Here is a 12,899-nt window from a genome sequence, read left to right as displayed (position 1 = left end):
ATAGACAAATAATCCAAATGAAACTTATTATACCTTGACTTCTAAATTACCCAGAAGTTAGGATTTGCTAACAAAATCCCCGTCCTCCAAATACAATCTCAAGTAGCAAGCACTTGTCAAGTCAAGCACTTATATTGAATGGACGCGCGGGTAATTATACTATGTCCCAAAAAAATGAAACAACTATTCTTGTATTATCCATCCTAATAACCGTTGGGCTAATAGCTGGCGGTTTTTGGTGGTTTACTAGAAAATCTGGTGTCGATCTAAATACTATTAATTCTGGTAACACCAAAACGCCCCAAACTGGATCGGAACAACCCACTGGCAATACTTTCACTTCAGTCAAGGATGTTCCTACAGGATTATTCAATTACGGAGGCAGTACATCTTGGGCACCGATTCGACTAGTAGTCGATCCAGCAATTCAAGCCGCGCGGACAGAGTTACGGCTGCGCTATGTAGAACCCAGCAATGCATCGCCTGGTTCTGGTACTGGTATTCAGTCCTTGATAGACGGTCAACTAGCCTTTGCCCAGTCCTCCCGACCAGTTCTAGATCAGGAATTAAGCCGTGCCCAGCAGCGTGGGTTCAGTTTGAAACAAATTCCTGTGGCAATTGATGGTTTAGCGGTTGCAGTTAACCCCAACCTGAATATCCCAGGATTAACAGTAGAACAGTTAAAGTCAATTTACACAGGCAAAATCAATAATTGGAGCCAGGTGGGCGGCCCCAATATCCCGATCAAGCCCTATTCCCGTCGCATTGCTGATGGCGGTACTGTCGAACTTTTTGTCCAAGACATCTTGGGTGGTCAAGCTTTCAGCTCCAATGTAGAATTTATCTCCACAACCACCCAAGCCTTGCAAAAATTGGCTAATAGTCCTGGTAGCATCTATTACGCTTCTGCCCCAGAGGTGATTCCTCAATGCTCAATCAAAGCCTTGCCGTTGGGGCGCACGCAAGGGCAATACATTGCTCCATACCAAGAACCTTCTGTCCTCCCGTCTGAATGTCCTGGTAAACGGAACAAGTTGAACATTGATGCTTTCCAATCAGGAAAATACCCAATTACCCGCAATCTGTTTGTGGTGGTCAAACAGAATGGTCAGACTGAGCAGCAAGCAGGTGTCGCTTACGCCAACTTACTGCTGACCGAGCAGGGACAGCAACTGATTACCCAAGCGGGGTTTGTCAAAATTCGCTGACACCTGCGATCGCCTGTGGCGGGGTTTAGCCCATCGCACTCAAGACAGAGTGGCGGAAATCGCCGCTCTGAACTGTACCTTAACCAGCTCTATTAATCGACTCTGCTGGCAAGCAAATGAGATTATCGCCTTGAGTCAAGATTAAACCACGTTGACGCAGCTTACCCATCAAGCGGGTGACGGTGACACGAGTGGAACCAATCGCGCTACCAATTTGGGCATGAGTGAGGGGAAAGGGCAGACAATAACCGCGAATCACATCAGGATCAGTGTCGCTCATTGCTGGCTCTCCATATTCCTCAATTAACAATGTGAGAAATCCTAAGAGTCGGTCAATTGTGCGGCGTTGTCCCAAGGCACTCAGCCACAGCAGCTTACGCTGGTGCTGATACCTAAAGGCATCCATAACTTCGCGACGGAAGTGAGGCCAATTGTCTAAATCGTGCCAGTACATCCACAACACCGCAGTTTGATCGACATGGGCGTAAGCCTGGAGTGTGAATGGTGATTGAGCAACGATTTCAAATGGCTGTCCCGCTCCTACAAAACCCAAGAACGCTTCTTCTGGAGTTCTGTTGATTCGTCGAGACGTTAGCTGACTAGCAGTCGCACTAACTTGGGCGGTTCCTACCATCCGGATCGCGCCCCTTTGCACCAAATACAGCAATCCAGGCCGGGCTGGAATGCGCTCATCTTTGCTAAAGGTGCGGCAGCGATAGTGTTCTTGAGCCCAGTCAAGAATGCGTTGCCAAGTCAAAAAAGGCCGTGATGCCTCAGAAAAGGAGGATGGAGATTGCATAGGTAACAAAGAGCGTTCGGCTGAAGACAAAGACGTAAATAAAAGGGTGCAAGGAGTGTCTTTGTGTTGACGAGGCAGGCTTAACGCCTAACAGCGCCAGCCAATCCAAAGAATAGAAAGCAAATTACTCTCTACTCTTTTGTTATACTTCCTACTGTACAATGGTGGTAGTAAAGTTTACTTACTATTCATCGATTATTCATCAAATTTTATCCTCTTCTCATTTTTCTTCATCTAAATTAAATTTATACCGCAAGATAGATGACAGAAATATAACAAATATATATTACATGACTATTTAAATAATATTACGTGTATTATAAATTACCAGTTAGCAAATATACGTCAATCAAACAGCTATTGTATAGTTATCTAATAAAATCACTAAGCATTGATACTTATAATTCAGAAAATAGATGCATAAAAGGGGAAAAAATTCCTCTATATAAAGATAGAGATGATAAAAGAGTTTTATACACTTCAAATGTGTCACTGCGACTATCAAAATCTCAGAATCGAAAAGCGATGGAGCTTGCCAGTGCGATCGCTTCAGATTTATCAGGGATTTGTGAGGACGTTTTTAACATCCAAATAGTTCCCCCTGGTTGGATAAATTTTGAATTAACTCACTTAACCTTAGCGACTTGGTTACAAAGTCTCGTAGTCGGGAGTTTGGGGGAAGAGGGGGAGATGGGGGGCAGGGAGCAGGGAGCAGGGGGAGAAATCAATTCAAAATTCAAAATTCAAAATTCAAAATTAAAGAACTTCTGTCTCCTGCCTCCTCTTTCCCAATCCCCAATGCCCAATTCATTGTTTGCTGTTGAATATACTCATGCACGCTGCTGTTCGCTAGTGCTGCTGGCTCATCGAGAGGGATTGATTAAACTTAGAGAACCAGTTCCAAATACTAGTCCAGCTTTTTGGGATGTTATCTCTCCTCACCCCCTACCTTGGCTTAATTGCGACGGAATACTACGACTCAATCACCCAGATGAGCGTCGTTTAATTGGCGAATTAATACAAGTGGTAGACAACATAGAGTGCCCTGATGTTAGCAGTTCTGTGAAATGGGAAAAAGTAGCGCTGAATTTGAGCCAAGCTTTTGAAAAGTTTTGGTCTAATTGCCGGATTTGGGGTGAGGTGAAAATTATGTCACCAGAACTGGCCCAAGCTAGACTCGGATTGCTCATGGCTACTCAGTCAGTATTAAAATTCGTCCTAGAGAAAAACCTGGGGGTTTTTGCGCCCTTGGAGTTATAAATCGGTAATGTTGCTTAGGCAAAAATAAAAACTTTTTATATAGCTATTGACTCAATGCACCACCTCGGATACATTAGCAGGTGTGTGAGGAGCGAACCAGCTAGGGCACCGAGACGAAACACGGCCAGTCGTCGGTGTCCTTTCTGATTTATATGGGTTAGATTTGAAAAAATGCCTTCACTATAGTAAAAACTTTTCAATTGCTACTGCTGCCCCATCTTCCTCTACGCTAGGAGCTACCCACTTAGCGATCGCTTGCACTCCTGCTGGTGCGTTGCCCATAGCTACACCAAGTCCGGCATACTCCAGCATTTCCACATCATTGAAGTTATCGCCAATCGCCATAACGTTGGCTAATTGTAATCCCAGCAACTCTTCAGCTAGGTAACGTATAGCAGTCCCCTTATTTACAGAGGCGTTAGTTGCTTCAAAAAAAGTAGCAACAGAGGTCGTCATATAAAGTTCAGCCGGTGTGTATTGGCGGCGCAAATTTCCTAATAGTTTATCGATTAAGTCAGTGTCATCAGACAAAGCAAGAATTTTTGTCGGTTCATTCGTTAAGGCTTGACGCAAATCACCTACAGGAATCGCAATAATACCAGAACGTTCTGCATAAATTTTGGTTTCTCTGGTTAACTCACGAACGTATAGCTGATCGTTGATGTAAAAGTGAACAGATAGAAGCGATCGCAACTCAGGTTGTTCAAAATAGTCGAGTAACTGGTGGGCGATTTCCCTGGAAACAACCCAATGGCGATGAATTTTTTGGGTGATTGGATCTTGAATCCAGGCTCCCTGATATGCCATTAATGGTAGGGTAGAGCCGATATCTTGGTGGAAGCGCAGGGCTGAACGATACATTCGACCTGTGGCGATCGCTACTTGAATTCCTCGTGCTTGCGCCGCAAGGATTGCTTGCTTTACAGGTTCGCTGATAGTGTTAGACTGTCCAGCGATCGTGCCATCTATATCCAAAACTAGTAGCTTAATGTCTTTTGCAGCAGCCTGATTGTCAGTAGATGCTTTCTGCATAATTTCCTAGATTTTAAGTTCCAGTAAGAGGTTAACAGGCTCTAGCGACCAGTGGGGAGTAGTAAAAAAAATTGGCATTTCTAGTCAATCCAATTTCCTTACTGTGAGGATGTTGACTTACACAATTTTAGATTTTAGATTGACCCCAGCGAGCAATACGCTTGTTTTGAGGATTTTGGATTTACTTAAAAAGTCTTAAAAATAATGGCTAATGAACTAGGCGCAATAAAAAACCCGATTTTTTCGAGAATCGGGTTTTTTATTTAAATTAGATAGCCTGATAGATAGGATGAAAAAAACCTATCTATTCAAGAAAGTCTATTAGTTGGACACCTTGATCCAGCTTTTTTTGCGTTGTGACAACAGACAAAGCCCAGCAATTAAACCAATTCCAAGTGTGGCAGAGGATTCAGGTACTGCTTTAGCATCGTAGTCATAAGTTACTTTGATACCTGCTTTGGCATAAGTATCAATATAGGATCTCATGTTGCCCGAACCCGTAACTACAGAATTGGCTAAAGCTGAGAACAAAAAGTCTATGTCGCCATTACCAGTGAAAGACTGCAAGAATTGGGTATTGGTGAAAGACTGAGTAGCAGATTGTGTGGCAGTTAAGTTAGAAATAGTCTTTCCAGAGGTGCCACTATAATCAGTGATGCCGTCATATTTAGCAGCTTGATAACTCGATATATCTTGTGGATTGAGCGCAAACAGAGACTGATTATTTAGTTTTAAGCTGAGTTGACTAGCAAGATTGACTGTCACCGGAGCCGCGGTTGGACTCCTGTTTTCAAAACCTGCATTTCCAAGTATGTCGCCAGTAAAACTTATCGTTACACCCTTGAGTGTACCCAGAGATGAGTCAAATTTTTGGACGCTCAGAGGTGCATCAATGATATTTGTGAAATCGTAATTAGTGGAACTAGTATAGGACAGAGAAGCTGCATTAGCTGCTCCAGATGTTGCAACAATTCCTGCCAAAGTTGTAGCAGCAGCTAGAGTGTTGAATAGTTTTGTTGTCATGGATAAAAGATGCCTTTCTGAAACGAATCATTACGGGATGACTAACCTATTTGTAACTTTGAAACTTTTCTTGTAGTCTTGATAAATACACGTAACTTTATGTAAAATTATTATGTTCAAATTCCTTCGGCAAATAGACTTTTTGATTGGTATATATAAAGTTTTGTTAAGGCAAAGAGGTTTTGCATAGTGGCAATCTTATGTCGAAATATTAAGCTAGTTTTTGTTAGTTCCTGAGATGTAAGCTAGGTCAACCTAATTAAACATAAAAAGGCTCAGGAGATAGAACCCCGACTTCTGGTGATAAGTTGGTCATTTAGTTACTATCTGGTTACTATACTTATACTCACGTACTTAATTGAGCTGGGATCTCTACCAAAAGTTGGTTCTACTTGCCTTCCGTACTAAAGCTGCAAATGCGTAAACATCAATTTGTCTAAAATTATACTCAATAGCAATTGATACGCCAAAACTGGGCTATTGTCACCAAAGCCAAGCAGAACAAGCATCTGAAATTGCTAACTATGTGACAAAGCTTCTGGCTAAAATAGGGCTATGTCTGAAATCATTTCTGCAACTGCAACACGCCCCACGTTCATCCTCGTAGATGGGCACTCGCTGGCTTATCGTTCATACTTTGCTTTCGCCAAAGGGCGAGATGGAGGACTGCGCACTAAAGCAGGGATTCCTACGAGTATATGTTTTGGTTTTGTGAAATGCCTGCTGGAGGTCATGGCAACACAACAGCCTCAAGCAATGGCGATCGCTTTTGATTTGGCTGAGGCAACTTTTCGCCACGAAGCTGACGAGACTTATAAAGCCGATCGCCCGGAAACGCCAGAAGACTTCATTCCCGACTTAGAAAACCTGCATGAGTTGTTGAATGGCTTCAATCTACCCTTTTTCACCGCCCCTGGTTTCGAGGCTGATGATATTTTGGGAACCTTAGCACAACGAGTCACTGCGGCTGGTTATAGGGTAAAGATTCTCACTGGCGATCGCGATTTATTTCAACTAATCGACTCTGACAAAGAAATCACTGTTCTAAATTTTAGTCCAGATGCCCTAAAGCGCTCTACAAATAGCATCACGGAATTTGAAGCAGAACAAGTAAAAGAGAAGATGGGCGTTTTGCCTTCACAAATTGTTGATTTCAAAGCTCTTTGTGGTGATAAATCAGATAATATTCCTGGTGTCAAGGGAATTGGAGAAAAAACAGCAGTTCAGCTGCTGAATACTTATGGTTCACTTGAGAATGTTTATGCTGCGTTAGATGAAATTAAAGGCGCAACTCAGAAAAAACTGGCAGCCGGTAAAGAAGATGCCGAGAAGTCTCGCTATTTGGCAACCATAGTTTTAGATGTTCCTATAGAATTTGATTTAGAAGAATGCAAATTAAAAGGGTTTGATACAAGCGTCTTATCACCAATTTTAGAAAAATTAGAATTCAAGTCTTTTTTAGGTAGGATAAACGACCTTCAGCAACGTTTTGGTGGCAAAGTTGAAGAAAAACAAGAAGCAGAAATAGACGCAAGTAATACTAACTCTGCTAACTCAGAATTCAGCGCTGATGAAGATAATGATCTGTGGTTTTTCAGTGCTAGTGATACAGCAGCAGTTCCACAACAATCTACTTCTCCAATTACACCACGCATCATCAACACCGAAGCCAAACTAACTGAGTTAGTGAAACTTTTAGAAAAATTCACTAATCCAGAAACACCCGTTGCTTGGGATACTGAAACTACCGCTTTAGAACCAAGAGATGCTGAGTTAGTAGGAATTGGTTGCTGTTGGGGAATGCAACCAGATGAAGTAGCCTATATTCCTGTGGGACACAAAACTGGGGAAAATTTGCATAAAAATTTGGTGCTAGAAGCATTACGCCCAATTCTTGAAAGTGCCGATTATCCCAAAGCTTTACAAAATGCCAAATTTGACCGCTTAGTTCTCAGGTGTCAAGGAATTAACTTGGCAGGAGTAGTGTTTGATCCCATGCTGGCAAGTTACATTTTAAATCCAGATTCAAGTCATAATTTGATGGATTTGTCGCAGCGATATTTGGGATTGACGGCTAAAAGTTATTTAGATTTAGTTCCTAAAGGCAAAACCATCGCTGATATAGATATTCCCGCCGTAGCTGACTACTGCGGGATGGATGCTTATTCTACCTTTGGTTTAGTGTCAAAATTGCGTGATGATCTGGAGAAAGTTCCGTCTTTGTCTAAGCTATTAGTGGAAGTCGAACAGCCACTAGAAGCGGTTTTAGCCGAAATGGAATATACAGGCGTTCGGATTAATTCAGCTTATTTAAAAGAACTTTCGCAGCATTTAGAAACTGAGTTAGCCAGGTTAAAAGAGGAAGCAACTGGAATAGCTGGAGAAAATTTTAACCTAGGTTCTCCTAAGCAATTGAGCCAAATCTTGTTTGAAAAGTTGGGGTTAAGTACTAGACATTCTCGTAAAATTCAAACAGGATTTTCTACAGACGCAGCAACTCTGGAAAGACTTCAAGAAGATGATAACACTGGGTTTGTTGAGGCGATTATTGAGTATCGCACTCTATCTAAATTAAAGTCTACTTATGTTGATGCCTTACCTGCATTAGTGCGTCCAGATACACAGCGAGTGCATACTGATTTTAATCAAGCAGCAACATCAACTGGTAGGTTATCTTCTTCTAATCCGAATTTGCAAAATATCCCTATTCGTACAGCTTTTAGTCGCCAAATTCGGAAGGCGTTTTTGCCTGAAACTGGTTGGTTAATGGTGGCTGCTGATTACTCACAAATTGAATTGCGGATTTTGGCTCATTTGAGTCAAGAGCCGATATTAGTTCAAGCATATCAGCAAAACGAAGATGTTCATACTGTTACCGCACGATTAGTTTTTGAGAAAGAAAATATAACCTCAGAAGAACGAGGGATGGCAAAAACTATCAATTTTGGTGTGATTTATGGAATGGGTTCTCTAAGGTTTTCGCGCTCAACTGGGATAGATAAAAACATTGCCAACGAGTTCATTAAGCGGTTTAATGAACGATATCCGAAAGTTTTTGGATATTTGGAGCGAGTGAAAAAAGAAGCGATCGCTCTTGGTTATGTAGAAACTATTTTCGGTCGTCGTCGTTATTTTGACTTTACTAATAACAGTTTACGCAAATTAAAAGGCAGTAATCCAGAAGATATCGATCTGAGTAAATTGAAGAATTTGGGTGCTTTCGATGCAGGTTTACTACGCTCTGCTGCTAATGCACCAATTCAAGGTTCCAATGCTGATATTATCAAAATTGCAATGGTGAGATTGCACGAGGTTTTGAAGAAATATCAGGCGCGTTTGTTGTTGCAAGTTCACGATGAATTAGTGTTTGAAATTCCCCCTAATGAGTGGGAAGAATTACACGTGCAAATTAAATCGGTGATGGAAAATGCAGTCCAGTTGAGTGTGCCGTTATTGGTAGAGGCGCGTGTTGGTGAAAATTGGATGGAGACGAAGTAAGTTTAACTGGGGATTGGGGACTGGAAGAATTACATTGAGATGGGCGTACATTGGTCTTAGCAGTTACAACAGGCCTAATCGATATCAATTTTAAAGGATGTTTTAAAAGTATTGGGCGATTGGAAATTGCGGCTACACAAACAAAGTCCATCTCCGTGGACTAAGAAAAAATTAAGGGTCTTTAACCTGCGGAGGCAGGTTTTGTATTTCGACTCCGGCTCCATCGAGCGAAGTCGAGATGCTCAACACAAGTCTGTGTAGCCGCGACTTCTAGTCGCCAGGGCTTTACAAACATTCTGTTATACCATTCTTAGTTATATAAGGAATTTTAATATGCATCGTCGTTGGCTCTTATCTGCTTTAGCAATTTTGTTGAGTATAGTTTTAGTTGCTTGCACCACTGCAAATACTCAGCAAGCACAAACCAAAGTGGAAAATACCACTGAGGCGACTAACACGAACTCTCAGCAATTAGCAAAAGAATCGGCAAAAAGAGTGGTTGCTCTTTCTTCTCTTTCTGCTGATATCATCTCTCGACTCGATCAAACAAAAATTGTTGGAATCACTGGTAGTAAATTATTTAAGAATGACTCAAGATTCAAGGATATTCCCCGCGTTAGTGAAGGTCAAAGTCCGCCAAATTTAGAGAAAGTGGTAGCACTCAAACCAGATTTAGTTATTGGTGCTGAAGGTTTTTCTAACATTCCAATTCAAAAAATTCAGCAGCTAGGAATTCAAACTTTGCTCACTAAGGTGAATAGCTGGGAATCTCTAGAAGAACTTACTAAAAAACTGGCTGGATTAATTAATGCCGATCCTCAGTCTTTGTTAAACCGTTATAAAACTTTTTTGCCAGATAAGCCAACTCAGAGTCCTTCTACTCTAGCGCTGGTTAGTCGTCAACCAATTTTAGCGCCAAATAAAAATAGTTGGGCAGGGGATTTGCTGGCGAAGTTTCAGGTGAAAAATATAGCAGCAGATTTACAAGGAAAAAGCCCAGTTGGTGGCTATGTGACGCTTTCTGCTGAGAAAGTTTTAGAGGCAAATCCAGAGGTGATAATTTTAGTTAATGCTCCACAAGGAAATTCGGAAGCGGCGCTTTTAGATTCGTTGAAAAAGGAAACTTTTTGGCAGCAACTACAAGCAACTAAAAATAACCGAGTCTATGTGTTTGATTATTTTGGTTTGGTGAATCCAGGTAGTATAGATGCAATAGAAAAGGCTTGTCAGCAGCTTAAGCAAGCGTTATTTGCACCACAGGGTACTTAGCTTTCTGATGACGCTGTTTGCCGATTTGAGTTACAACAAGAGAGAATTTTTATAGGAGTTATCAAAAACAGCAAGGAAGTTGGAGAAAAGAATTGTCAAGTTAACACTAGAGAACCTAGTTTTCCAAACCGTCTTATAAATGCGTGTACCCGATAGATAGTAAGACAACATCAATTTTACAATTACTATGATTACTTCAACATTCAAATTAATTTGAAACTGCTGCAAAGCATCTTTATTGTTATTTTGTATTAAAAAATCATTAATAAATTCGTGTTTTAAAGCATTCTTTGCACTTAATATTATTACTCAACAACACTTTGTATTAAAAAGCAGTTAAATAAAGGCGCTTTAGCTTTTGCATCTACTAAACTAGCTATTTACAGTGTTGTTGAAGAAGAGATATAGCTAATTCAAAACTATTAGGTTGAGTTTGCACTGCATAAGCTTCTTTTTCTAAATCTTGTCGTTTGACATCGGTATAGCGCCTAAAAAATGGTCGAGCATAATTGCTTGGTTGAATGTTTAAACCTAAAGCTTTTATTTTTCCTTTTCCGGCACATACCTGCGCTGCATGAACAGTTTCATGGATTAGTGTTTGAGTTCCAATATGTAATTCAAACACTACGGGATTGATCCAGATTTTTTTGTCAGCTTCTCTTAGTAAACCATAAGCTCCTCGCTTTGGTGGTAATGCAATGATTACCTGAAACCCTTTATTTTCTAATTTATTTTTTAAATCTAAAAATTTTGCTTCTTGATTGGGTATTTGAGAAAGTAACAATAAGGAATTTAATATAAAAATTTTGCTCATTTACTTTTTTGATTACACCAATTCAATTAATGATTGCAACACGTCCTTAGCTAAAGACGCGATGAATCGCGTCTTTACAAATAGTTGATTTGTTGCATTATTTTTTCAAATTGGTATTACTTGAAAATATTTGTATTCAATTACAATGGCAAAAATATTAACTGTGGTTTTAACTAAGGCAGCTACTTCTAAATCGACATTAGCGTAGCTATCCAAAGGCGATTCCCAGTCATAGACTGGGAATAAGGAAGACTGCAAACGAGGTAACTGACTGTGCTTTTAATCTTTTGCAGAACTAATTGGTTTTTGAGGAAAGGGGGTATTTTTTTTACCTTCAGGAGAAGCACCTCCAAGGCTGCGGAAATATAATCCTCCAATGGTGAGTAAAAATCCCACGTATCCCACTGCTTGCACAAGATAGAGATTGTCTCTATAGCCAAATAAAGATTTGAGAATAATCCCAGGGAACTGTTCGTCAGGCAAGATTGTGGAAGTATTGGAAACAATTGGCCCCAAAATACAGGAGTGGACTTTTGTAAAACGTTCGTAATAGAAACAAAGGCTTTCTGTAGCACGACTGCTAAGGGCAAGGTTAGCTACAGCTTCGTCAAAATGTTTCAAGGCTGAAACTACCAATCCAGCCACAATCAACACTAATAAAACGCCCATTACTTGGAAAAACTGGCGGATGTTAATTTTGACACCCCATTTAAATAGCAGCACTCCAATAGCAGTTGCCGCTACCAAACCAGCAATAGCGCCCAACGCTGGCATTAATCCCTGTTGAAAATTAGCTGCAACAAACAGAACAGTTTCAAAGCCTTCGCGGACAACGGCAATTAAAATTAAAGTAAAAACACCCCAGCCAGCATTTGAGTTTTGTGTCAGGGCTTCTGTTACTGCTCCCTCAACTGTAGCTTTCATGAATCTGGCTTGTTTAGTCATCCAGATTAGCATCCAACTGAGCATTGCGATCGCTAATACACTAAACACACCTTCTAGCGCTGGCTCAACTACGGTGGTGTATTGAGGATTCGCGGCTCCCAGTACTTGAATTATCCAACTGAATAACACGCCTATTAAGGCACTGATGACAATACCAACACCGACACCAGCATATACCCAAGAGTTGAGTCGGGATTGTTTAGCTTTTTTTAGCAAAGCTAGCACAATACCAACAACAAGGGCAGCTTCCACTCCTTCTCGGAGTGTGATTACAAAAGTAGGTAGAGCAGTACTAAAATTCATCTTTTGTCCTTTGTCTTTTGTCCTTTGTCTTTTGTCCTTTGTCTTTTGTCCTTTGTCATTAGTCCCTTGTCATTAGTCCCTTGTCATTAGTCCTTTGTCCTTTGTTTTTGTCTAATGACTAATGACTAATAACCAATGACTAATGACCAATGACTAAGGACTAATGACTATTAACTAAAATCGCGTAGCATCTTTTTCAGTTCGAGATTATGCATCTCTTCTTGCCCAATCATACCGCGAGCGAATTCTTCAAGGTAAATACTGGCATTGGTGACAGTATCAAGCAGTTTTTTATACAGTTCCAATGCCTTTTTTTCATGGGATAAGCTTTCTTCCAAGATATCCTTGACTTTATGCTGGTAGGTTTCTTCCATTGGGGCGATTTTCAAGGAAGGATGCCCATCTAAACCGGTGAGAATTTCTCCCACTTGTTCGGCATGAAGTAAAGATTCACTTGCCTGTGCTTTGAAAAAAGCCACAATTGGAATCCGGTTAGGGCCAGTTACCATCAAAGAATAATGTGTGTAGCGCACTACCCCTGCTAGTTCAAATTCCATGATGGCGTTCAGCAGGTCAATAGTCTTTTTATGGTCAAGTTCTTGCATCAGTTGTTAGTTAAAGTAACGAAGGGAGTGTAATTAGTTAGGAGTGAGGAGTTGGAAGTTAAGAGTTAGTAGTTTGAGATTCATAACTCATAATTCATAACTCCTAACTCTTAGCTCCTAACTATTTTAAACTCCTTAACCTA

General features: G+C 40.7%; 11 protein-coding genes. 4 read left to right on the top strand and 7 right to left on the bottom strand.

Features of this window, described 5'->3' with window-relative positions; all coding sequences use genetic code 11:
• Nucleotides 1–161: 161 nt before the first annotated feature.
• Nucleotides 162–1,208 carry a PstS family phosphate ABC transporter substrate-binding protein gene (locus tag HWQ43_RS31660; protein ID WP_292741004.1) on the top strand — a complete coding sequence of 349 codons (1,047 nt, stop codon included), beginning with the start codon at nucleotides 162–164 and terminating at the stop codon, nucleotides 1,206–1,208.
• 79 nt (nucleotides 1,209–1,287) lie between these two features.
• Here HWQ43_RS31660 and HWQ43_RS31655 read toward each other — a convergent pair whose 3' ends face one another.
• Nucleotides 1,288–2,007, bottom strand: coding sequence for a Crp/Fnr family transcriptional regulator (locus HWQ43_RS31655; RefSeq protein ID WP_012412419.1), 720 nt, complete (start codon nucleotides 2,005–2,007; stop codon nucleotides 1,288–1,290).
• Nucleotides 2,008–2,319: 312 nt separating this feature from the next.
• Between HWQ43_RS31655 and HWQ43_RS31650 the strand changes: the two genes are divergently transcribed.
• Nucleotides 2,320–3,267 (top strand): DALR anticodon-binding domain-containing protein, encoded by a 948-nt coding sequence (locus HWQ43_RS31650; RefSeq protein WP_292741002.1) that lies wholly within the window; start codon nucleotides 2,320–2,322, stop codon nucleotides 3,265–3,267.
• 180 nt (nucleotides 3,268–3,447) lie between these two features.
• On the opposite strand, the gene HWQ43_RS31645 is transcribed toward HWQ43_RS31650, so the two are convergent.
• Both HWQ43_RS31645 and HWQ43_RS31640 read right to left on the bottom strand, forming a co-directional pair.
• On the bottom strand, nucleotides 3,448–4,299 hold the full coding sequence (locus HWQ43_RS31645; RefSeq protein ID WP_292741000.1) for a Cof-type HAD-IIB family hydrolase: 852 nt from the start codon (nucleotides 4,297–4,299) through the stop codon (nucleotides 3,448–3,450).
• Between the two features lie 321 nt (nucleotides 4,300–4,620).
• Complete coding sequence (locus HWQ43_RS31640) at nucleotides 4,621–5,322, bottom strand: choice-of-anchor E domain-containing protein (RefSeq protein WP_292740998.1); 702 nt, start codon at nucleotides 5,320–5,322, stop codon at nucleotides 4,621–4,623.
• Nucleotides 5,323–5,877: 555 nt separating this feature from the next.
• Here HWQ43_RS31640 and polA point away from each other — a divergent pair.
• Nucleotides 5,878–8,820 carry a DNA polymerase I gene (gene polA, locus HWQ43_RS31635; RefSeq protein WP_292740996.1) on the top strand — a complete coding sequence of 981 codons (2,943 nt, stop codon included), beginning with the start codon at nucleotides 5,878–5,880 and terminating at the stop codon, nucleotides 8,818–8,820.
• Nucleotides 8,821–9,153: 333 nt separating this feature from the next.
• Nucleotides 9,154–10,089 carry an ABC transporter substrate-binding protein gene (locus HWQ43_RS31630; RefSeq protein WP_292740994.1) on the top strand — a complete coding sequence of 312 codons (936 nt, stop codon included), beginning with the start codon at nucleotides 9,154–9,156 and terminating at the stop codon, nucleotides 10,087–10,089.
• Between the two features lie 376 nt (nucleotides 10,090–10,465).
• Here the strand turns inward: HWQ43_RS31630 and HWQ43_RS31625 are convergent, their stop codons facing one another.
• The 4 genes from HWQ43_RS31625 to HWQ43_RS31610 all read right to left on the bottom strand — a co-directional run bounded on the left by HWQ43_RS31625 (nucleotide 10,466) and on the right by HWQ43_RS31610 (nucleotide 12,756).
• Nucleotides 10,466–10,903: a hypothetical protein gene (locus tag HWQ43_RS31625; RefSeq protein ID WP_292740992.1), complete on the bottom strand. Its 438-nt coding sequence runs from the start codon at nucleotides 10,901–10,903 to the stop codon at nucleotides 10,466–10,468.
• A 105-nt stretch (nucleotides 10,904–11,008) separates the two neighbouring features.
• On the bottom strand, nucleotides 11,009–11,161 hold the full coding sequence (locus HWQ43_RS31620) for a hypothetical protein (RefSeq protein WP_292740990.1): 153 nt from the start codon (nucleotides 11,159–11,161) through the stop codon (nucleotides 11,009–11,011).
• A 21-nt stretch (nucleotides 11,162–11,182) separates the two neighbouring features.
• Nucleotides 11,183–12,151 carry an FTR1 family protein gene (locus HWQ43_RS31615; RefSeq protein WP_292740988.1) on the bottom strand — a complete coding sequence of 323 codons (969 nt, stop codon included), beginning with the start codon at nucleotides 12,149–12,151 and terminating at the stop codon, nucleotides 11,183–11,185.
• 170 nt (nucleotides 12,152–12,321) lie between these two features.
• Nucleotides 12,322–12,756, bottom strand: a complete 435-nt coding sequence (locus tag HWQ43_RS31610; RefSeq protein WP_292740978.1) for a ferritin-like domain-containing protein — start codon at nucleotides 12,754–12,756, stop codon at nucleotides 12,322–12,324.
• Nucleotides 12,757–12,899 lie beyond the last annotated feature (143 nt).

This window comes from Nostoc sp. JL31, from assembly GCF_017114965.1.
Lineage (GTDB): Bacteria > Cyanobacteriota > Cyanobacteriia > Cyanobacteriales > Nostocaceae > Nostoc > Nostoc punctiforme_A.
This window is presented reverse-complemented; position numbering and strand designations above follow the sequence as displayed.